24 protein-coding genes and 1 other annotated feature are annotated in these 22,129 nt (G+C 45.2%); of the genes, 11 read left to right on the top strand and 13 right to left on the bottom strand.

The window, feature by feature from the left end; translation table 11 throughout:
- The first annotated feature begins 161 nt into the window (after positions 1-161).
- The 3 genes from ACX9NY_RS05800 (at position 162) to ACX9NY_RS05790 (ending at position 1,615) form a co-directional block, all read left to right on the top strand.
- A complete protein-coding gene (locus ACX9NY_RS05800; RefSeq protein ID WP_253437997.1) occupies positions 162-728 on the top strand; it encodes a PadR family transcriptional regulator in 567 nt (188 codons plus the stop codon).
- Positions 729-827: 99 nt separating this feature from the next.
- Entirely contained in the window at positions 828-1,331 is a 504-nt protein-coding gene (locus ACX9NY_RS05795) for a hypothetical protein (RefSeq protein ID WP_339234702.1), read from the top strand.
- A gap of 5 nt (positions 1,332-1,336) precedes the next feature.
- Positions 1,337-1,615 carry a YxcD family protein gene (locus tag ACX9NY_RS05790; RefSeq protein WP_017687903.1) on the top strand — a complete coding sequence of 93 codons (279 nt, stop codon included), beginning with the start codon at positions 1,337-1,339 and terminating at the stop codon, positions 1,613-1,615.
- A 93-nt stretch (positions 1,616-1,708) separates the two neighbouring features.
- On the opposite strand, the gene tyrS is transcribed toward ACX9NY_RS05790, so the two are convergent.
- The 8 genes from tyrS to ACX9NY_RS05750 all read right to left on the bottom strand — a co-directional run bounded on the left by tyrS (position 1,709) and on the right by ACX9NY_RS05750 (position 9,629).
- A complete protein-coding gene (gene tyrS / locus ACX9NY_RS05785) occupies positions 1,709-2,971 on the bottom strand; it encodes a tyrosine--tRNA ligase (protein ID WP_091011938.1) in 1,263 nt (420 codons plus the stop codon).
- A gap of 116 nt (positions 2,972-3,087) precedes the next feature.
- Positions 3,088-3,315 (bottom strand) — a binding site (T-box leader).
- Positions 3,316-3,399: 84 nt separating this feature from the next.
- The gene (locus ACX9NY_RS05780) at positions 3,400-3,864 is read right to left on the bottom strand and encodes a DMP19 family protein (protein WP_472477529.1); all 465 of its coding nucleotides are present in this window, start codon (positions 3,862-3,864) and stop codon (positions 3,400-3,402) included.
- A 20-nt stretch (positions 3,865-3,884) separates the two neighbouring features.
- The gene (locus tag ACX9NY_RS05775) at positions 3,885-4,328 is read right to left on the bottom strand and encodes a hypothetical protein (protein ID WP_472477527.1); all 444 of its coding nucleotides are present in this window, start codon (positions 4,326-4,328) and stop codon (positions 3,885-3,887) included.
- A gap of 73 nt (positions 4,329-4,401) precedes the next feature.
- Positions 4,402-5,871 carry a protein adenylyltransferase SelO gene (locus tag ACX9NY_RS05770; protein ID WP_472477525.1) on the bottom strand — a complete coding sequence of 490 codons (1,470 nt, stop codon included), beginning with the start codon at positions 5,869-5,871 and terminating at the stop codon, positions 4,402-4,404.
- 338 nt (positions 5,872-6,209) lie between these two features.
- Positions 6,210-7,523, bottom strand: a complete 1,314-nt coding sequence (locus tag ACX9NY_RS05765; protein ID WP_472477523.1) for a nucleobase:cation symporter-2 family protein — start codon at positions 7,521-7,523, stop codon at positions 6,210-6,212.
- 322 nt (positions 7,524-7,845) lie between these two features.
- Positions 7,846-8,622, bottom strand: coding sequence for an NRDE family protein (locus ACX9NY_RS05760; RefSeq protein WP_339255902.1), 777 nt, complete (start codon positions 8,620-8,622; stop codon positions 7,846-7,848).
- A gap of 46 nt (positions 8,623-8,668) precedes the next feature.
- Complete coding sequence (locus ACX9NY_RS05755; protein ID WP_339255904.1) at positions 8,669-8,968, bottom strand: Dabb family protein; 300 nt, start codon at positions 8,966-8,968, stop codon at positions 8,669-8,671.
- 52 nt (positions 8,969-9,020) lie between these two features.
- Complete coding sequence (locus ACX9NY_RS05750) at positions 9,021-9,629, bottom strand: TetR/AcrR family transcriptional regulator (protein ID WP_472477521.1); 609 nt, start codon at positions 9,627-9,629, stop codon at positions 9,021-9,023.
- Between the two features lie 193 nt (positions 9,630-9,822).
- On the opposite strand from ACX9NY_RS05750, the gene ACX9NY_RS05745 reads away from it, so the two are divergent.
- The 3 genes from ACX9NY_RS05745 (at position 9,823) to ACX9NY_RS05735 (ending at position 12,959) form a co-directional block, all read left to right on the top strand.
- Positions 9,823-10,941: an NADH:flavin oxidoreductase gene (locus tag ACX9NY_RS05745; protein WP_472477519.1), complete on the top strand. Its 1,119-nt coding sequence runs from the start codon at positions 9,823-9,825 to the stop codon at positions 10,939-10,941.
- A gap of 240 nt (positions 10,942-11,181) precedes the next feature.
- The gene (locus ACX9NY_RS05740; protein ID WP_472477517.1) at positions 11,182-12,033 is read left to right on the top strand and encodes an AraC family ligand binding domain-containing protein; all 852 of its coding nucleotides are present in this window, start codon (positions 11,182-11,184) and stop codon (positions 12,031-12,033) included.
- Complete coding sequence (locus tag ACX9NY_RS05735) at positions 12,030-12,959, top strand: DMT family transporter (protein WP_472477515.1); 930 nt, start codon at positions 12,030-12,032, stop codon at positions 12,957-12,959. Before ACX9NY_RS05740 ends, ACX9NY_RS05735 begins: the two co-directional genes overlap by 4 nt.
- 70 nt (positions 12,960-13,029) lie before the next feature.
- Here ACX9NY_RS05735 and ACX9NY_RS05730 read toward each other — a convergent pair whose 3' ends face one another.
- Complete coding sequence (locus tag ACX9NY_RS05730; RefSeq protein WP_472477513.1) at positions 13,030-13,731, bottom strand: pseudouridine synthase; 702 nt, start codon at positions 13,729-13,731, stop codon at positions 13,030-13,032.
- 202 nt (positions 13,732-13,933) lie between these two features.
- Between ACX9NY_RS05730 and ACX9NY_RS05725 the strand changes: the two genes are divergently transcribed.
- From ACX9NY_RS05725 to ACX9NY_RS05705, 5 genes are all read left to right on the top strand, one after another.
- Entirely contained in the window at positions 13,934-14,566 is a 633-nt protein-coding gene (locus ACX9NY_RS05725) for a DUF1963 domain-containing protein (RefSeq protein WP_339234731.1), read from the top strand.
- 331 nt (positions 14,567-14,897) lie between these two features.
- Positions 14,898-16,106, top strand: coding sequence for an MFS transporter (locus ACX9NY_RS05720; protein ID WP_339234734.1), 1,209 nt, complete (start codon positions 14,898-14,900; stop codon positions 16,104-16,106).
- 93 nt (positions 16,107-16,199) lie between these two features.
- Positions 16,200-17,438: an aspartate aminotransferase family protein gene (locus tag ACX9NY_RS05715; RefSeq protein WP_339234737.1), complete on the top strand. Its 1,239-nt coding sequence runs from the start codon at positions 16,200-16,202 to the stop codon at positions 17,436-17,438.
- 238 nt (positions 17,439-17,676) lie between these two features.
- Positions 17,677-18,726 carry a zinc-dependent alcohol dehydrogenase gene (locus ACX9NY_RS05710; protein ID WP_253438041.1) on the top strand — a complete coding sequence of 350 codons (1,050 nt, stop codon included), beginning with the start codon at positions 17,677-17,679 and terminating at the stop codon, positions 18,724-18,726.
- Between the two features lie 75 nt (positions 18,727-18,801).
- Positions 18,802-19,539: an HAD family hydrolase gene (locus ACX9NY_RS05705; RefSeq protein WP_472477510.1), complete on the top strand. Its 738-nt coding sequence runs from the start codon at positions 18,802-18,804 to the stop codon at positions 19,537-19,539.
- Positions 19,540-19,680: 141 nt separating this feature from the next.
- Here ACX9NY_RS05705 and ACX9NY_RS05700 read toward each other — a convergent pair whose 3' ends face one another.
- The 4 genes from ACX9NY_RS05700 to ACX9NY_RS05685 all read right to left on the bottom strand — a co-directional run bounded on the left by ACX9NY_RS05700 (position 19,681) and on the right by ACX9NY_RS05685 (position 22,032).
- Entirely contained in the window at positions 19,681-19,863 is a 183-nt protein-coding gene (locus tag ACX9NY_RS05700; RefSeq protein WP_105599263.1) for a YjfB family protein, read from the bottom strand.
- 198 nt (positions 19,864-20,061) lie between these two features.
- Entirely contained in the window at positions 20,062-20,922 is an 861-nt protein-coding gene (locus ACX9NY_RS05695) for a Cof-type HAD-IIB family hydrolase (protein WP_339234745.1), read from the bottom strand.
- Between the two features lie 76 nt (positions 20,923-20,998).
- Positions 20,999-21,457, bottom strand: coding sequence for an SMI1/KNR4 family protein (locus tag ACX9NY_RS05690; protein ID WP_249912364.1), 459 nt, complete (start codon positions 21,455-21,457; stop codon positions 20,999-21,001).
- A gap of 50 nt (positions 21,458-21,507) precedes the next feature.
- Positions 21,508-22,032 carry a GNAT family N-acetyltransferase gene (locus tag ACX9NY_RS05685; RefSeq protein WP_472477507.1) on the bottom strand — a complete coding sequence of 175 codons (525 nt, stop codon included), beginning with the start codon at positions 22,030-22,032 and terminating at the stop codon, positions 21,508-21,510.
- Between the last annotated feature and the right edge of the window lie 97 nt (positions 22,033-22,129).

Raw genomic sequence — 22,129 nt, 5'->3', positions numbered from 1 at the left:
TGCGGACCTTATGGTTCGCACTTTTTTTGTCTAAATTAAGGCGGTTGCTCGATCAGGTTGTCAAACCATACAGTTTCAGTGTACACTTTTATGAAAGCGGTCAAAGAAAGCAAAATCAATTGTTTTCTCTGACCCAGCCCTAATATTAAGGAGACATGTGCATGAACATACTTTCCTACGGATTACTCGGGCTGCTTACCCGCGAGGAGTCATCGGGCTATGATCTAATGCTGAAAATCCAGCCGCATTGGCAGGCAAAACACAGCCAGATCTACCCACTCCTGTCCAAGATGGAAAACGATGAGTTATTGGCCTCCCGCTGGGTACAACAGTCTGACAAACCGGATAAGAAAATGTACGCGGTTACGGAAAAAGGCATTGAAAAGCTATTGGAATGGATGATCACTCCGGTTACCGCACCGGTTACACGCGATGAATTTAATTTGCGTATTTTGTGTGTTGGCATAGCGGAAGACGGAAGCATGAGACGCATTCTGAATGAGCGTAAAAGCTGGTTTATGGAACGTATACGGTACTTCGAGGATCTGAAGTCACGTATACCTCTGGATAATCTTCGTGTAGGCAATCGAGATTTTGGAAGCTACATCCTGGTACAAAAAGGGTTAATGCATGCGCAAACAGGTCTGGAATGGTGTCATTGGGTTACCCAATTGCTTGATGGTCAAGCTGCAATTCAAGACCCCAGTCCAAGCGTTTCTGAAATTTAATAAAAATTTGAAACGTTCCTGTAGGTTAACCGTATTACTTGAGTAAGGTCCAATTATGGGCGAATCAAACAAATTAATCGGGGGGTTACGATCTTTACAATGAAGAAAAAATTCGGAGTTAAACATCTAATGATGGTATTTATGGCCTTTACATTATTATTCGCAACAGTGGGAGTAACGAATCCGGATTCTGCGGATGCAAGACGTGGTGGCGGATTCAAATCCGGTACAAAAAGTTATACCAACACACCTAAGAAATCCGACTCCAACAGCAACGTGAATCAATCCAATTCCGGTAATAACTCCGGTACTGGTGCAGCTGCAACTCGTGGTGGTGGATTCTTCGGCGGTGGCGGCGGATTCATGAAAGGCATGATGCTAGGTGGTCTTGCGGGTATGATGTTCGGCGGATTGTTCGGTGGCATGGGCGCTCTGGGTAACATCCTTGGATTGCTCGTGAACGTTGCAGCAATCATGTTGATTGTTATGCTGGCTATGGCACTCTTCAGAGCCATTACAAATCGTCGTAAACCTGCAGCGGATGGCCGTTATGACCGCCGCAATGATCGTGATGATGACCGTAACAGAAACGGACGGTACTAATCTCTATGGTTCTGAGCATGGATGAAATTGTGAATGCAATCTGTATTCATATGGCAGAACGTAAGGGTGTACGTCCAACCGATGTGAATGTAGAACTGAGCTGGGAAGAAGATACAGGTTATTCCGCTGAAGTTTGGATTCAAGGCCGTAGTCAATATCTGGTAGAGTCCAATATGATTGAAGCGATTCTTCGTTACCTGCACAGCGAATACAACATTCGGGCGTACCGTGAGAACGTACGACTTGATCTGGATGAAGAAATCACGGCGATTGTTAATCAATAAAATAGGTCAAGCAATGACTTGTTATACAAAAGACCGTCTCCGCTCTGTCGTCTGACAGAGATGGAAGACGGTCTTTTTGTTTCTGTAGTTGTACTAGGATTGAAGTTTAACCAGGCTGTAATTCTTTTTACCTTTACGGATAATGATGAATTTACCGCCAATGGCGTGTTCTGCCGACACCGTGAATTCAAGTTCGGTGATTTTCTCACCATTCATGGAAATCGCACCTTTGGTGACATCCTCACGCGCCTGGCGCTTGGATGGCTCTAGACCCAGATCCACGAGCCAATCCACAATATTTTTGGCTTCGCCGTCCGTTTCAAAGGTAGGCATTTCCTTGAAGCCCTGCTCGATTTCGTCTGCCGTCAGGGAACGGATATCACCACTGAACAGCGCCGCTGTAATACGTTTAGCCTGTTCAAGCATTTCTTCGCCGTGAACGAATTTTGTCATTTCTTCCGCAAGTGCTTTCTGTGCTTCGCGTCTGTGCGGCTCTGTCTCTACCTTTTCAGCCAAAGCTTCAATTTCTTCTTTGCTCAGGAAGGTAAAGTATTTCAAGTATTTGATCACATCACGGTCATCTGTATTCGCCCAGAACTGGTAGAATTCAAACGGTGTCGTTTTGTTCGGATCAAGCCAGATTGCGCCGCCAGCTGTTTTACCAAACTTGGTTCCATCGGATTTGAGCATAAGTGGAATGGTCAGACCGTACGCCTTCGCTTCAGATCCTTCCTTTTTACGAATCAGATCAAGACCACTCGTGATATTCCCCCATTGGTCGGAACCGCCGATTTGCAGCTGTACATCTTCGTTCTGGAACAGGTGCAGGTAGTCGAGTGACTGAAGGATCTGGTAGGAAAACTCAGTGAACGAGATGCCGCCTTCCAGTCTGCTCGCCACTACATCCTTAGCCAGCATTGTGTTAAGGTTAAAGTTTTTGCCGTAGTCACGCAAAAATTCAATGACATTGATTTTGTGCGTCCAATCGTAGTTGTTCACCATGCGAACCTGATTATCCCCATCTGTTACAAACAACTTCTTCATCTGCGCTGTCAGTGCATCCACATTCTCCTGCACTTGCTCCATCGTTTGCAATGACCGCTCTGCCTGACGACCACTCGGATCACCAATCGTACCTGTTGCTCCACCAATCAAAATGACTGGACGATGTCCTGCCAGTTGAAAACGTTTCAGCATCATGAAGGGAATTAGATGTCCAATATGCATGCTATCCCCCGTTGGATCAACACCGCAGTACAAAGAAACGGACTTCGTTTCAGTCAATTCACGTAATCCCTCAGCATCCGTCTGCTGATTAATGGCGTCACGCCACTGTAGTTCATCAATAATATTCATTCGTATAACCCCTTTTCTATCCTCAAAATTCAGTCATGATCTACGTTAATTTACGAAATAACACGCTGGAACGGCTTTTTTGGACACAAAAAAATCGCCTCCTTGTCTTCATTAGACACAGGGACGATTATCATAACCGTGGTACCACCCAAATTGCATGGATAACACATAACCTTAACACGCTATCCATACCACTTTTGGCAATATATCGTTTGCCCATCCGCTTGGCATTACCCAAGTACTCCAGAGTGTAATTCGCAGCCCTTGTATGTATCAGGTTCCATCAACCCCTGACTTTCTGTAACAGGGACAAAGCCGCTACTGCGCTCTATCAACGTGATTCATGTATTCAATTTATAGCAAGTATAGCCGAACGTTTCGGTCATTGCAAGACCAAGTATGCAAACCTTAAACAGAACAACGGACGCTTAGTTAAAACCAGATGATATAATCATCATGTTCAATTTTCCTTGATAATAACCATAGGCTTTCTCCGCGATCTGATCCTCATTGTTCCAAAATTGCTGATCCAGCGCATCTAACTGGTGCTCTTGTTCCTTTGTCAGTAATTTAGGAATGTCCCATAGTCCAGTAAGCCTTTCATCCTCTTTCAGATGCTCAATGCAGCCGTATGCCGAGGTTATAATCTCCACTACTTGAGTCGCACCAATGTTATGTAATGCCCGTAACGCGTAACGGTATACTTCTTCCCCCCAGTTGCAGAAAAACTGTATAAAACCGCCATTAAAGACATCCGCCTCTAACAGCCATAAGGCAGCAATGTCCTGCTCGTTCGAATTCAACGAAGCCCAGCCCTGTTCAGATTCATTCTTTTTTTCGACAAATAATACAGCATACTCATACCAAATATCATGGATATCTTGCTCGCTCACGTAACACACCTCACTTTTCTTTATTCCAAACGCTCTAATTCCTGACGTTTACCCGTCTGATACCAATGTAAATACGGATCACCGATCTGCTGGAAAGCTTCCTGAACACCCCTGTTCAGTTCCTTCATCACTTCATCTGTATAGTTCAAATGCGTCTGTTTATTATTGACACCATGTTTTTCCAACAACCCTACATGCGTCGCGGTGAAAATAATATCCTCCAGCAGCCAATAGATGACTTCCTCCGGCTGTTTTACTCGTTTCTCTAACGAGACGAGACCACGTTCGTATATTCGAACGATATACGTATCTTTTCCACACTCCACATAAGGTACACCGTCCCATTTAAAGGTCTCATACAGGCGGTTAACATAGTTCTGCATCTGTTCCCTGCGGAAAGAAGTTCGCTCTAAAAGCTGTATAAGGATGTCTGCCAATTGTTGTTTGTTTAACATGTTGGACATGAATGCACCTCCCTATTTTAATAAAAAAAATGAAAAAGCTGCCAAAGGCAGCCTCTTCTTCCTTACTGTTCAATCAGGTCCCACAAAAAGTCTGGTACGAAGTATCGCATTGTGCAGGTAGCTCAGCATACTCAGCCTGTTCAGGTGAATGTGCGAACGGATCTGAAAGGACAGCCAAAAGCTTCTCCATCACGCTAAGATCCCCATGATTCTCTGCTCGCTCAAGGGCTTCCTCGACCCGATGATTACGGGGAATGACCGCTGGATTGCTCGTTCTCATCAACTGCGTAGAGACTTCCTTCCCACCTTGCTGTCTGTCCAATCTGGCTTGCCAACGCTCATGCCATTCAGCAAATTCTGACGTTCCAAACCAGGCTGTTCCTTCCAAAGTATCAAAAGTCAAAGCCAGGAACGTATTCGTGTAATCTGCACTATGCTTCTCCATAAGTTCAAGAAAATCCTTGACCAAGGCTTCATCTTCTGCCTCTTCATCCAACAAGCCCAGTTTGGAACGCATCCCCGTGAGCCAATGATGATGATACAATTCTGAAAATTGTGCGATGGCATCTTGCGCGAGTTGCACCGCCTGCTCTTCATCTTCGTGCAACAGCGGCAGAAGCGTCTCGGCAAATCGAGCCAAATTCCACCCGGCAATATACGGTTGATTGCCATAAGCATAGCGACCTTGTCTGTCAATGGAGCTAAATACGGTTGAAGGATTGTAATCATCCATAAAGGCACATGGACCATAATCAATGGTCTCACCACTAATAGCCATGTTATCCGTATTCATCACGCCATGAATAAAACCAACTCGCTGCCACTGGGCAATGAGAGCCGCCTGCCTCTTAATCACTTCCTGAAGGAGCAGAAGATAACGATTTTCGGCTTGAGCAACCTCAGGAAAATGTCGATGCAACGTGTAATCAGCCAATGCCCGAAGATCTTCAATAGAACCCCATCTGGCTGCGTACTGGAAGGTTGCTACTCGGATGTGACTGGAAGCCACACGAGTCAAAATAGCCCCAGGCCGCTCTGTTTCGCGAATAATGTTTTCTCCTGTTGCCACCACGGCCAAACTGCGAGTCGTTGGAATACCCAGTGCATGCATCGCTTCGCTAATGATATATTCACGCAACATGGGTCCAACAGCAGCTCGTCCATCCCCTCCACGGGAGTAGGGGGTTCTTCCTGAACCTTTCAACTGGATATCCACTCGCTCGCCCTGTGGCGTAATCTGTTCTCCCAGCAGCAAAGCCCTTCCATCACCAAGCATGTTAAAATTGCCGAATTGATGTCCTGCGTACGCCTGCGCTAAAGGTTCAGCTCCTTCCGGAACCAGGTTACCTGCAAAAATTTGCGCTCCTTCATCACTGTCTAGTGACTCCACATCCAGTCCCAAACTGGAGGCAAGCAGTCTATTGAATATGATTAGCTTTGGTGATTCAACAGGCACTGCGCTCTGACTTGTAAAAAAAGGTTGTGGTAACTGCGCATAACTGTTGTCCAAATTCCATCCTTTGTTCAACGTTTCTTCTTGCATGGTGATCACAACTCCTTTTCTGTACCAAGGGATCATCCCAGGTTATATTCTTGCCTTGTGAACCAATGCTCATTTATGTAGTCGCATGGAAATTCAAGAGGATGTTGACTTAAACGAACATCTAAAATGTTCTTGATGAAACTTTAGCATATTTGCATTCCTTTTGCATTCTTCATCACTAGTCACTTGGATAAGGGAACTACCACATCGTTGGTTTCGCACAAAAAAATCCAAGAAGTTCCTTGGCTAAGTGGAGTCATTCCCTTTCATTCCACTTCCCGGAAGATCCTTCTTGGATCTATTACGTATACCCGATGACAAGTCTGTTATGGCAAGGATTACGTGTGTGCTTCCTGAGCCTGTACCTGTACAGGCAAGCTTTCTTTTTTGAAACCGAGGTTAAAGAAGATATTGAGCAGGATCGCTGACAGGCTTCCTGTGATAATACCATCGCTAACAATGATGCGAATACTTTGAGGAAGCTGGGCAAACAGATCAGGTACAGCAGTAACACCAAGCCCAAGTGAAACGGAGCAAGCCACGATCAATAGATTGGACTGTTTGCCAAAGTCGACGTTTTGCAGCATTTTGATCCCGGATGAGACGACCATTCCGAACAGAACCACCGTCGCTCCTCCGAGGACAGCACTTGGAATAATGGTTGCAAAAGCAGCTACCTTCGGAATCAGTCCCAGAAAGACCAGAATGCCTCCGGCTGCAACAACGACATTGGTCGTTTTCACCTTCGAGAGCTGAACCAAACCAACATTCTGTGCAAAGGTATTGTATGGAAAAGCATTAAATATGCCGCCCAGGACAAACGCGAAACCTTCTGCGCGATATCCCCGTGCCAGATCTTTCTCGTTAATAGGTTGATCACAGATTTTGCTCAAAGCCATAAAAACACCTGTTGATTCAATGATGACAACCGTACCTACAATGATCATTGTAATAATGGGACCAATTTCGAAGGTAGGCCATCCGAAGTAAAAGGGTTGAGGTAAATGGAACCAGGAGGCTTCCTGTACAGCGGCAAAATTCACTTTTCCCATGAAAGCTGCGATGAGGGTCCCCGCGATAATACCAAGGAGAACAGCCAGGGATTTAACAAAACCGCGAGCATATCGATTCAGAATCAGAATGAAAAGTAAAACACCAAATGAAAGAGCCAAATTGTCCAAACTTCCAAAATTCTCGCTGTTTGCTCCACCCGCCATGTTTTTAATACCGGTTGGGATTAACGCAAGACCGATGATGGTTACCACTGTACCGATCACAACTGGTGGAAACAATTTGACGATTTTACTGAAAAACACGGCGAAGATGACGATAAATAAACCCGCTGCAATGATCGACCCATATATGGCAGGAATGCCGTATTGCGATCCAATCGCAATCATCGGTGTCACCGCGACAAAGGAACTGCCGAGCACTGCTGGCAAACCGATCCCCAAGTACTTACCTTTCCGAGCCTGAAGCCATGTTGCAATCCCACACGTTAACAGGTCAATGGATACCAGATACGCCAACTGCTCTGCTGTCAGATTTAGCGCTCTGCCCACAAGCAAAGGTACCAGAATTGCTCCCGCATACATTGCGAGTACGTGCTGAATCCCCAGTGAAAAAACTCTCATCTTTTTGGTTTCTTTCATCCCACGTTGCCCCCCTGAAATTAGAATCAACCGAACCGCTGCAAAAATCATGTTATGTTGATTCACATTATATAAACTATTCAGGGAAGTTCCATGATTCATAACATAGAATTGTGATCAGAGATAAAGAGTCCAACTAAAATTGGGCGTGTTATACAAAAGGTACTCTCATACCGATTACGTCGCGTTATATTAATTGACACATAAGGTTGGATAGCCCTCTTTGACACTCGAAAAAAAGAGACATAAATGTGGAATTTAACTTCAGTGTTGCATGTTAATGCGTATTTCTCAACATCACTTGTTTCATATTCTCAGCTTGTCAGTTGAGAAGCTTGATGTCAAAACGTTGCTCCATTATCTCACCGTTCTGGTGAACCCTCTCTGTAAAAAACACTTCTTCTCTGTTCATCAGAACAACGGATGATGCTCTCGTCCCATAGTCAAATTTCTCACTTCTGACGAAGATGGGAGAAAGCAAACGTTCCCACTCCAATGGAACACCGGTATGAGGCAGAAGTTCATCCACTGAAGGATCTGCATTCTGTAGCAGATTTAATATTTGTTCAGTGAGAGTATCCTCGTCCAGGTTCTCCCCTTGAATGATTCTCTCCAGCCCTTCTTTCCCACGTTTCACCTTGGGCCAATCTGTATTGATCAAGTGATTACTAATCCCGTATATTCCCGGTTGCAACTTCATCACGACATTACCCACATTCGAATAATAATAGAGGTTCTCCGGATCACCCACTAACAAGTTGTAGCCAGGATAATCATTGCGACTGTGCTCTGCTTGTTGTATATATTGCTCAGGTGTGGACGTTCCCTTTAAAAAGTCAGCAACCAGATCTCCTCTTGAGCCCTTGGCATGTACCTCTTCATTCGGATCACGATAATTCGTAACAGCAGCCAGACGCCCAGTTGTTGTTACGCCCATCCAGGTTCCCATTTTGGACAAATCCCGGCCAGCCAATATATGAGGATGGTCTTCCCAATAGTGTGCCTGAGCCGTAGGTCTGTGATAGAATTCATCTCTATTTGATCCCAGTATAAGTGGATACTTTGGATGCATGTTGTAAGCAAATAAAATTAAACACATGGGAATCTTCAACTCCTATATTCGTTAAACCTCTAATTTCGCGCCTTTATATCTCATAATCAACTACAATGACATCTTCTACCCAACCATCGAGAGAGGCTACAAATGCCTGATGAGCAGGATGTGGACCATAGGCACGCAGTGCGTCCTGATCTTCAAACGTCACTCTCAACCCAATCGTATAACCTTGAATACGGTCCGTTTCTTCCGTTGCATTAGTTCCTGCGGTCAGCGCGGCAATTCCCGGGATTTGTTCCTGTAACGCGAGCAATTGCTCCACCCATTCCTGCTGTTTGGCTAGCGTAGTTTTATCGTTAAATTTGAAAACAACCAAATGTTCAATCATTGTCATTTCTCCTTCGTCCATTCGAATAGTAAAGCGATTTCGTTAAATGAAGTTAATTCAACAATTCCAATCCGCCCATCATATAAGGGACAACTCGCTGGGCCAAGTCAGTAGGAGATTCCTCTCTTCCATCCATATTCCATCGATACGTCATTCCGTAGATCGACCAGCTTAGCATCGTTGCAGTTATATTCAGCGTTTTGAAATCTACATCCTTCGCCGTTCTGCTCATTAATTCAAGCAAGAATTGCTCCAGCTGTGTCTTAATGTTTTCTTCAATTATCGGTGCAACCGTCTCATATTTCTTGATGCAGTCATTGCTTGAGACGTGATAATCACATAATGAAAAGATAAGTTGCTCTATGGTTTCCGCTGATAACCGGACATCCGGGTCCACCCTTTTCGTTACATATTCCATAAAAGCATCCGATAACAAGGCTTCAAGCAATGCATATTTATCCTGAAAATGAGCGTAAAAAGTGGCTCTGTTAATTGTGGCTTGTTCCGTAATATTCTGAATCGTAATGCTGTTGAAATTTTTAAGGTTCAACTGGTGCAGAAACGCATCAAGAATTAATTGCCGAGTGCGAACTACACGCGGATCGTTCGAGTTTGGAGACAATACACCAGACAAGTCCCAATCCTCCTTTGTGCATAACATATTTGGCGAGACTCCTTTATTATAGATAAGTGCTATTGGTTCAACAAGTGAAAGCAAGTGCAAAGACGCCATACAATAATCCGTGTCTTTCGCTTAAGCAACAAAACAATCAAACTGTTGGTTGAGTAAGCTTGTAGGGATTGCTAACATTGCACTCGTACCCACTGAGAGGTACAACATTATGGAGGTGCATATGTTGAGTAATCCACAATATAACATTATTTCTACAGAGCGTTTGTTTCAACCATACACCGTTGCCAAGCTAACCCTGTCCTCGCGCATCGTCATGTCTCCCATGGCTCGAGCCTTCTCCCCGAATGGTGTCCCGGGCCCCGATGTAGCCGCATATTATCGTCGCCGTGCCGAGCATGGTGTTGGACTCATTATTACCGAAGGTGCGACCATTGATCATCCGTCTGCATCAAGTGAGCCTAGAATCCCTCATATGTACGGAGCAGCAGCTCTTCAAGGCTGGTCTGAAGTGGTCAAACAAGTTCATGAAGATGGCAGCAAAATCTTCCCTCAGATTTTACACATGGGAATCGTTCGTCCTTCAGGATCTGACCCACACCCGGAAGCTGCATCACTCAGTCCATCGGGAATGGATATGGAGGGTAATCAAGTAGGTGCGCCCATGACGGAAGCAGAGATTGCAATGGTGATTCAAGCTTATGCTGATGCAGCCGTTAATGCGCAACGCATCGGTTTTGACGGAATTGAGCTTCACGGTGCACACGGATTTTTGATCGATCAGTTTTTCTGGAAAACGACAAATAGAAGGACAGACCGCTACGGTGGTGACCTTCGGAAACGAACTCAATTTGCAATTGAACTTGTCATGGCAGTTCGTGCTGCGGTAGGTCCTGATTTTCCTATTGCAATGCGGATTTCCCAATGGAAAATGAATGATTATCAAGCCAGACTGTTCGACACACCGGAACAACTGGAACAATTCCTTCGTTTGCTGGTTGACGCAGGTGTAGATATCTTCCACTGCTCCACACGACGCTTCTGGGAACCCGAGTTTGAAGGATCGGATCTTGGATTTGCAGGGTGGGTGCGGAAGCTAAGTGGTCAAACCACGATAACGGTCGGTTCTGTAGGTATGGCAGATGAACCTGAAGCAGAAGGCGATGAAGTCAAACATCCCGGGATGAGCGAACTTATGAAGCGATATGAGCAAAAGGAATTTGATCTGGTAGCTGTGGGACGCGCACTTCTTGGTGATCCGGCATGGGCTGCCAAAATACGCGAAGGCCGCGTCTCTGAGATTCAGACTTTTACACCTGAAGCACTGGCTACGCTACACTAAGAACAATGACTTATTGTTCCAGACATTTTTTCTCACATCATTTTTTCTCCCATATATGTAGGTTTGATCTCATGTATCCACTATAATATGCAAAGGGCTCGCTTTCCCTCCGGGATTGCGGGTGTTTTGTTATTGGAGATAACTGTACAATCAAACACTTGGAGCACATAGCAATATCGTTCAAGAAAATTCCTTCTTTGCAAACTATAATGACCTTAACATACAGAAAGAAGGTGCATCATGACTCGGGAAGTCCGGACTGTGGTATTTGATACCGACTTACAGCTAGAAGCTTATCAATTTGAAGGCATTATGCAGAAGTTTCCCAATCACTTTCATGACTATTACGTCATTGGTTTTATTGAGCAAGGCAAGCGTCACCTCGTCTGCAACAATGAAGAATACATTTTGAATAGCGGAGACATGATTGTCTTTAATCCACATGATCCTCATGCCTGCGAACAGGTCGATGGCAGAACACTCGATTATCGCTGTATCAACGTCCAGCCTGAGGTGATGCGAGAGTATGCGAGAGAGATTACCGGACAAGCTTACTTGCCACGGTTTACAACCCCCGTTCTCTACCAAAGTGAACTTGTGGGTTCCCTGCACGAGCTGCATCAGATGATTTTGGAGGAGCAATCGGATTTCTGCAAAGAAGAATTGTTACTCTTTCTGCTGGATCAATTGATGCGAGAATATTCAGATGCTGAACCGCCTGTTTCCACTCAGGATGTTACTATGGAGATCAGACGCATATGTGAGTACATCGAAACTCATTACATGGAGAGCATCTCATTAAACGAGTTAGCCGACTTGACGGAGATGAGCAAATATCACCTGTTGCGTTTATTCACTCGTCAGAAAGGCATATCACCCTACCGCTACCTGGAAACAATTCGTATTAACCATGCCAAACGGTTCTTGGAACAGGGCCAGCTTCCGATTGAAGTTGCTGCACAGACAGGATTTAGCGACCAGAGCCACTTCACGAATTTTTTCAAAAAACTGATTGGCCTGACGCCCAAGCAATACCGACGTATCTTCAATCATGATACCGAGCCGAAACGAACCACCCAGCACATCGTATGACGAGTCATCAGAACACCACGGTCTCTACTGGGCATTTACTCGCTTTGTTTACCATATTGATCTGGGGCACTACCTTTGTCTCGACGAAGGTTCTGCTGATTGACTTCACTCCAGTGGAAATTTTGTTTTTTCGCTTCCTGTTCGGGTATGTGGTACTCGTACTGATCTATCCGCGTTCACTGCGGACCGCCTCATTCAGAGAAGAATGCTTGTTTATCGGAGCAGGAATATGTGGAGTGACTCTATATTTTCTCATTGAAAATATTGCGCTGCTGTACACAACCGCTTCCAACGTGGGAGTTATTGTCTCCATTGCCCCGTTCTTCACTGCCGTACTCGCACATTTCTTCCTGGATGGTGAGAAGTTAACACGCCGCTTTCTTATCGGATTTGGGATTGCCTTGAGCGGCATCCTACTCATCGCACTGAACGGCAGTTTCGTTCTGCAACTGAATCCGCTAGGTGATCTGCTTGCTTTTATAGCACCTGCGGTATGGGCGATTTATTCTGTATTAATGCGTAAAATTGGCCAGCTTCGCTTTCACACGATTGGTGCGACTCGCAAAGTATTTTTCTATGGCCTGATCTTCATGCTGCCAGCTCTTTTCCTGTTTGAATTCCATTGGGAACTCGGGCGCTTCACAAGTATGACCAATCTCTCTAATTTTCTGTACCTCGGTCTGGGTGCCTCCGCGTTGTGTTTCGTGACCTGGAACCGGGCTGTGAATCTTCTCGGAGCTATGAAAACAAGTGTATATATCTATCTGGTGCCTGTCATTACTGTCGTGTCATCTGCACTCATTCTTCGGGAACAGATCACCTGGGTGATTGTAATTGGTGCGTTCTTAACACTATTCGGCTCTTACATTTCAGAGCGCAAGGCACACAATCTTAACAACAAAAACACTAATCCACGGATGGGTTAGTGTTTGCTTCAGTTTTACGGATATAACTGGAACGCTTGGTTGCCCACCGTTGACATGCAGCAGAATTCATTCATGTGATCTCATTCAATTGAGACAGCAGAATCTCCAGTTCCTCTTGCTCCAGATGACGCCATTGCCCCCGCTCCAGTTGATCCAGCGTAATATTCATAATTCGGATGCGCTCCAGCTTCAATACTCGGTACCCCAAAGCTTTGCACATTCTGCGGATCTGCAGGTTGAGCCCCTGTGTCAGAATAATACGAAACACATGTTCACTTTGTCTATTCACTTCGCAGGGCTTGGTCACCACGTTCAGAATCTCGACCCCTTCGGACATGGACTTTACAAATTCATCGGTTATAGGTTTATCTACAGTCACTACATATTCTTTATCATGATTATGCTCCGAACGCATCATCTTGTTCACAATGCCTCCATCATTCGTAAGCAGTATCAACCCCTCAGATGCCTTATCCAGCCTGCCTATCGCAAATATGCGAGAGGGATAATTCATAAATTGAATGATATTACCCTCCACATGTTCTGCTGCTGTGCAGACAATACCGATCGGTTTATTCAGAGCAATGTAGACAGGTTCACTGTCGTTACGAGGAATCTGCTTGCCATCAATGAGTACCACATCGTCAGGTTCAACATTCGCCCCTTTTTCACATACCCTGCCATTGATCGTTATGCGTCCGGCTGCAATTAATCGGTTCGTTTCCCTGCGGGAGCAGAATCCCGTTTCACTTATGTATTTGTTAATTAACATGTGTCACCGCTTCTCATCTGTAATATATCTGATGGTTCATTGAATTAAATGGTGCGTTCTTTCTTCATGCAAGAGTTAGTACCTTGTACTGATTCTCATTCCCCATCATCTCATTTATACTGATACGAAGCAATGAATGGTTGTATGAAAACACATACCACGGTTCATAGGAAAGCCAAAATACACTCTGGAAGGAGTATCCATGAACAAAGTTACTCGACTTACAATTGTTCCCGATGATCCAAACCTAGACTCTGGCATATGGATTGGTGGAGAAATCGCATACGTTGCAGACTGGCCGGTCAACCCTGAGGGGCAGCCTTTAATGCATCTGTTCTCCATCCATTGCAATACACTTTCACAGCATGTCGATATCCCTTATTTACCACAAGATAAATATATCTCGGTCTTCTCCACCTACTCCGCCTCCGAATACTTTCTGGACCAGGTAACCTATGCGGGAGATGAACTGGAATGGAACGAAAATATTCTCGCAGGATACACTTATGTCTCGGTGTCTTCGCATCCGCTAACTTCCGTATGTCCCATTCCACCCATTCCGTTAAGCGGCGTACGTTTGATTGAAATGGAGTTGGACGATCAGGAGTTCCCTGCATGTTCGTTTTTCTCTCCGACTTTACCAAACGGTGTGAAGGGAATTGACCACCTGCTAGAGGAATATCAACTGGTGTGCCAAATATATTCCGGAGATTTTCCTGATCCTTATCGGGATATATTGGGTCTTTCGGATGCTAACGGTTATTTATTTTTGCGAAAGGGTCTCGCGTCTTCTCACGCACCATTCGATGCAATTTTCTTTGTACAGACTGCTTAATGGCGATATGTTGAGGTCAAATACCATCATATAGAACGGCTAATCAGAACGTTTCCCGTCTACTCAGACAGGGAACGTTTTTTGATATATGCCCAGTTTACAATCCTCGTTCAATTCAAATGCCAACACTGTTAAAAGTTCATATTGATTGGATCGTATCTATCCTTTCGACACGAAATCGTTTTAGAAAAAAATGTAACACGAATGTTCAAAACTTAACATTATTTTACAATAAAAAGCATGTACATTTGGGCAATTATGGTATAAGTTATATATGAAATAAACATTAATTACATAATATAAAATTTTCATCCAATTAGGAGGCGGGCTTTTGAAAAGAATATTCGCTCTAAGCTGCGGTTTTTATCTGTTAATCGGCATAACCAGCGTTGTGCTCGGTGCACTTCTCCCTGTTTTATTGTCATATTATGAGCGCGGTTACAGTGATGGCGGATTTTTGTTGTTTCTGCAGTTTCTTGGATTTCTTGTCGGTGTACTTGTAGCTCCTGCCCTGACAGCCCGGATTGGAAGAAAAGCGATGCTTACCCTTGCCTTGATCTGTATTGTAGCCGCCTATACATTACTCGGTTTTTTGCCATCCTGGGCTGTAGTTCTCTTTCTCACAATGATCGTAGGTTTCGGTTCAGGTATCATCGAACCCTCTGTAGGTGCATTCACGATCGAATTCACTGAGAATCAGAAGGCAGTCGCCATGTCCAAGCTGGATGTCTTTTTTGCTCTTGGAGCACTTCTCATCCCCGCTGTCGCTGCTTTATTTATCTGGATAGACATGTGGCATCTCACTTTTTATGCGGTGGCCGTGTTGTCACTGGTTCTCATGTTGCTGTGGATCACTATGCCCCGGCCAGCCGCACTATATCTGGAACAAGCTGGTGAGAATACAGTGGCGCATGCCGCAGGTAAAGCCAGATATTCAAAAAAACATCTAGGTCTGCTGACGATCTTCGTCATCTTCTTTTTCATCTACATGGGACTGGAACTGGGACTGATGAACTTCCTGCCCTCCATTCTCGTAGAACGATTGCAGCTTCAGGAATCTGTCGCATCACTGAGTGTCTCCATCCTGTGGATTGCGATGATCATCGGCCGTCTTTTCTCGGGAAAAATAGCGGAAGCGGTCAACTATATGCCTTTCCTGATCTGGAGTACGATCGGCACGCTTATGTTCGCAGTGGCTATGGTATTTGTAACTGGACAGTGGGCAACGTACGTGCTGATCTTCGGTACCGGTTTGTTCATGTCAGGGCTGTTCTGTATCGCACTCGTCTATGCTAATGTTCTGATTCCCGGCATGACCGAACGCACAACCAGTATCCTGATCGCATCGGGTGGTATTGGAGGTGCAGTCTTGCAGTATGTGACTGGATGGAGTATGAGTGCCTGGCCTGTTGTGAATACAATCTGGATCTTGGCCGGATTCTGTCTGATCCTTCTTCTCACATTGATGGTTTCTCATCTATGGACTGTTAAGAATAATGCCGTAAGTGCCGCTCTCGCACAACATAGTAAGGAAATGTAAACTCCTTCATTTCTTAAGGGAGGTGATGCCCGCATCATCCGGAATTGTTGAGCTTCGTTCGAGCTAGTACACCATAATATTGGAGGAAATCGTATGCAAACTTTGACCAACAACCGCTTCGTAGCCGGAAAAGGGATTAAGTTGATTGACGATTCAGGTGTTGAATACCTCGATGGCGTATCAGGTACGTTCAATCTGTCACTGGGCTATAATCACCCACATGTAGTCAGCAAAATTCAGGAACAAGTCGGCAATCTGACGCATATGTCTTCCTCCTTCACTGAACCATACGTAAATGAAGTACTTGATCACTTAATCGAATATGCTCCAAACGACATTAATGCCGGATGGATGCGGGATATTACCGGTTCAACTGCAAACGAATGTGCAACAAAAATTGCACAGAAGTATACCGAGTCGACAGACATCATCAGCCTGTATCTATCCCATCATGGACAGACCCAATTTGCCACCGGAATCTCGGGAAATGCCTTTAGACGGAAACGGTTCCCCAATTCAGCAGCGGCTAACGCTGTTCATGTACCTGCCCCATACTGTTATCGCTGCCCATTCAAATCCTCAAACGGAGACTGCGGCTATCAATGCGTTGAAGCTATCTCTGATGCAATAGAATATGCAAGTTCCGGCTCAGTCGCCTGCATGATTATCGAACCCATTCTTGGGAATGGTGGCAATATCATTCCTCCTGCCGGATATTTCAAACGACTGCGTAAACTGTGTGATGAGTACAACATGCTTCTCATTGCCGACGAAGTACAGACCGGCATCGGCCGTACGGGAACCATGTTTGCCAGCGAGCTGTTTGATATCCAGCCTGATATGATTACCCTTGCTAAAGGTCTTGGCGGAATCGGCGTACCTGTTGCTGCTGTATTAATGCAATCCCGATTAAATGTGCTCGAAAAGCACGAACACTCCTTCACCTCTGGAAGCAATCTGATTTCCGTAACCGCTGCCAAATCCACCCTGGAGGTGGTATCTGAACCCGGATTTCTCGATGCCGTGAAACGCAAAGGTGAAATTCTGGGTGAATTACTGCATGAATTGGCTATGAAATACCCAAGTATCGGGGAAGCTCGTGGTGTCGGGTTAATGTGGGGGTTGGAGATCGTAGGTGACGGTAATGAACCGGATACGTTAAAAACAAATGCCATTGTTGACCGTGCTTTTACAGATGAGCATCTGATCTTAAGAAGTTCAAGATATGGCTTCGGTAACGTGGTTAAGGTCCGGCCTTCTCTTACCACAACCGAGGACGAACTGGTAGAGATTGTGGAGCGGCTGGATTCGGTGCTTGCCAGCGTTCATTAAAACATTTCAATGCAACTGTTCGAAGTGGTCGTTTCGGTTACGAATCGTTCTTATGATCGCTGTTATCCACGGATTTTCTTGATTTTCCTTTCCCAAGGGAAAAATCCGGTGATAAAGGCGAACGCTTCGCTTCTCCAGAATCGATTTCGTCCCCTTCACTACTTTCGTATCTTGTCAGAAACTGCTTTAAGATCAAACGCTATATTTATATTTTATATAATTACAAGGAGGTTATATCATGCTTGCATTGGTATACAAATCGGCATGGGATGTTGCACTTGAGGAACGACCTGTCCCGGAAATTACAAGAGATAATCAGGTGTTGGTTCGTATTCGGGCGACAGGCGTGTGCGGTACCGATCTCGGTATTGTCAGTGGCAAATATCATGCGGTCCCTTCCGTCATACTCGGTCATGAGTCTGCCGGGGAAGTCATCGATGTTGGCTCTGCGGTAACGACATTACAACCGGGCGACCGTGTTGTGATTGATCCTACCTACTATTGCGGACAATGTGACATGTGCAGAACAGGCAGACAAAATCATTGTACACATAAGTCTGTTACAGAGACAGGTGTAAGTGCTGACGGGACATTTACGGATTATTATGTGACCGAAGATCGCTTTTTGTACAAATTAAAGGATCATGTGAGCTATGAGGAAGCGACGTTGACGGAACCGCTCAGTTGTATGCTAACGGGGATTAATCAGATCCATCTACTGCCGAATTTCAGAACGATCATCCTCGGCGCAGGCCCGATTGGCATTCTGTACAGCTACGCGCTCGCTTCCAAAGGTGTTACTGGCTGTCTGGTCGACATCTCGGAGGAACGCTTGGCGATTGCCGGTTCCATTGCACCAGATCGCTGGCAGGTTCATTCATCCTTCGAAAATGCAATAGAATCGCTGTCACCTGCAACCCATCAGGTTGATATGATTGTGGATACTACAGGTGTCGTAGGTACACAAGTACTCTCCCAGCTCGCCAGTGGCGGTTATCTGATGCTGGTAGGTCTGAGAGATGGAAATACGTCCTTTAATCCAAAAGAAGTCGTGGACCGCAGTCTGAAAATTATTGGCTCCATCGATTCTCTGGGCACATTCGCAACAGCACATTATATGATTGAACAAGAGATCATTCCGGCTAAAAAAATCATTACCCACTCCTTCCCGTTGGAGGATTACGAAGAAGCATTCCGCACACTTGGCTGCGATATCCAGGGGCGCACACTTCAAGCCTCTTCACATGCAATCAAAGTTGTACTGCAATCCAGCGGTTCCCGTTTCTAAAACGCAAAGCTAACCATGATAAAATAAAGTAGATTAGAGATATATGTTTACACAATCCTGGAGGAGGAATACAACATGGTAGCAAACCAAGAATCTGGCGGACTGGGTGCGGCCGATGATAACATCATTCAAGCAGTCATTTTTGATATGGATGGTGTATTGATTGACAGCGAACCGATATATTTCGAGATTGAGCGCAGCTCTTTTGCCCATTTTGGCGCAGTCATGACCGAAGAAGAACACCATACTTATGTTGGAGTTACGTTGGAGTCCATGTGGCAGCAAGTATTGGACAAACATCAACTGACAGCTACGTTAGATGAAGTATTGGCTTATCATCAGCATAATGTGATGCAAACCATGCTGGCTCATTCCAACTTGACGGCAATGCCTTCCGTGGAACGTTGGTTAAGCTGGCTGCACGAGCAACACGTTCCCATAGCCGTTGCTTCTTCCTCTCCACGTGCACTGATTGATTTGATCATGAACAAGACCGGACTTGGGCGGTACTTTGAGGTACGAATGACCGGAGAGGAAGTCGAGAACGGCAAGCCGGCACCGGATATTTTCCTAACCACAGCTGAAATGATTGGCGCATCCCCGTCCAATTGTCTGGTGATTGAGGACTCTCGCAATGGTGTTCAGGCGGCCAAAAGTGCAGGCATGCGCTGCATCGGTTATCACAATCCGGGATCAGGCAACCAAGACTTATCCAAAGCCGATCTTCAGATTTCCAGTTACGATGAGTTATGGACCTTGAAGGATGCACTGCCCTTTGAAGGCAGATTGCCAAGCCTGGCGAAGCTACGCTGAGCAGAAGTAAGTCTGGAAGTAAACGCCTAAACATATCTATGGAAAAAACAACCCGACCCGCTTCCATTCTTTCGAATTGGAGCGGGTCGGGTTTTGCTTGCTGCAATGGGTGTTACATTAAAACACATGCTGTAATATCAATTAAACCGAAAGATCGAGACTTCCACCCAGATTGGGATGAGGAGCAGGCACAGACTTCAACATCTCCGTCATCTGCTGGCCTTGCTGCTGTGCCATGTCTTTTGTAATTGACATCACTTGCAAGCTTGCCGACTGTACGACTGAAGCTTGGCTCATTGCCATTGATAATGCTGCAATATCCATGATCTTCACTCCTTTCTCTATCTTATATATGGGCGTACTTACTTTATATCGGTCAGTAGGATTCAAATGTTGAGTAAGCCACACCACTCTACTTATATGTAAGCAGACTTCATTCGTTTTAGTTGGTATGTTAAACTCATTCGGGAGCGATGATCATGTTGCCTGTCTCATTTCAATTTACATACATAACAAGTCTACTTACCCCTCAATCAATCCATACTTCACAAAACTATGATACAAGCCATCTTCCTCAACTGTGCCAGTAATATCGTCTGCAATGGCTTTCAGACCTGGCTTAGCATTGCCCATGGCAATGCCGACGTTACAAAACTCCAGCATCTCGGCATCATTCATGCCATCACCGATGGCGAATGTATCCTCCTGCGACATGTCCAGATGCTTCAGCAGATCGGCGATTGCAATAGCTTTGTGAATGCCAGGGATCATCAGCTCACCACTTCCTTCACCAAAGATCGGCACCGTGCACTGAATGACTTCAAATTTACCTTCGAACTCCTGCTTGATTCGCTCAAACGGGATCACTGCGCTCTCCAGGAAACATACTTTGTTCACGTCATCCTTGTACAGGTCGCTCTCTCCATACGTCAATCCGGCAATAAACGGGTGTGGCTTCAATTCCTTCTTCTCTCTGGCTACAGGATCATTCTCCACATCACCATAGATACGGCGTTCTAAGTGAGGTTGCAGATTACTACTCGCATACAATGCCGAATTAGATTCAAGGTAGAAGTCAATGCCGTGTTCATTGAAGAAATCGACCATATGACGAACATCTTCCGCTGTAACCCTTTTGTGATACAACACATCCTTGCCAAACTCCACATAACCTCCACCTGCACCAATCAGGCCATCGAACCCTACATCCCAGATGGAATCATAGATTTCCGCCTTGGACCGGCCTGTACATAAATAGAGCAGATGTCCATTTTCTCTGGCCTGTTTGCAAGCCTTCTGCGCTGACAACGGAATGTTTCCGTCATCATCTACCAATGTGCCATCAATATCAATAAATACAATTTTCCGCTTCATTTCTTGCATCTGCTTATGCCCCTGTCATGTAATGTTGTCTATGTCTAACCTAGCGAGTACCGACAGGCATTTTCCTGATATAAAATTACCTATTTCGTGGTGTTCGCTGATCGATCAACTTCTCCAAAAATCCGGCAAAAGAATCCGCGTATACCTCAGGTTCCCCATTAAAGTAATCCAAACGCATCACTTTATACTCCCCAAGGTGATCAGCAGTCTGCGTATCAAAGTAGTAATATTCATCCTCGTCCGGCACAAACAGCTCCAGCTTCCCTTCCTTCTTGGCGTCTTCATCGGCAAGTCGGTATCTATACAAAATGTCAGCATCGGTATACTCTCGGTGTTCCGAAGACGTAATCGTCAGAATTTCTGTTCCGCTTAACAGCGCTTGACCATAATTCAGAAGCCACCAGCGATAGGATGGGGGTAACGAAAAGCCCAACTCTTGTTCAACTTCAACAATCCAGCTCTCTTGAACTTGATGGTTCGGGAACCAGCGTATAGCCTCGGTATGTTCCAGTTTCTCAATCAGACTTGAATACATGGATAGATCTCCTCCAATACCATTGTAATGTCATTGAGTTATGATTACCTTCATCCCAACTTGTCCATATGTACAGTTTGCCAGTCATCATTTTCCTCAGCAATAACCGTAAACCCTTGACGCTTCCAGAAATCTACGGCTCCTGGCAAGAAGCGATGTGTATGCAAGTAGAGCGTAGTATAGTGCATATCCTTCACCACATTCTCCAGTTCTTTTACCAGCATGGACCCAATGCCATATCTGCGATACGCAGGATCTACATAACATTTCACAATTTCGGCTGCAGATTGGGCTGCATATCGACCGTCTACGGCCTGAATACGTCCATCATACGGTAATATTCCAATCGTTCCGACGATGCCCGCATCCCCCATCATTGCAACAAGAAAAATCGATTCATTGGATACCAAATAATGTTCAGTGAACTGCTCGAAATCCACAGGTAACCTCGTGTGATCCATCATGGGAAACACTTCTCTACGTACACGCATGGCAAAATCAATGGCATCATGAATCTGGTGTGCCTGAACTGGTGTTACTGTCGGTATACTCTGAAGTTGTGTCAAAAGATCCACATTCCTTCTCCTCTATATTGGGAGCGATCTCTAGGCATTTCCTTGATCCTTCTTCATGCAATGTCAGATCGACTCTCTTCATCTCATCTTACCGAAT

Source organism: Paenibacillus sp. CB74 (assembly GCF_055687625.1).
Note: the sequence above shows the minus strand (reverse complement) of the source record. Positions and strands in the feature narration are given on the sequence as shown.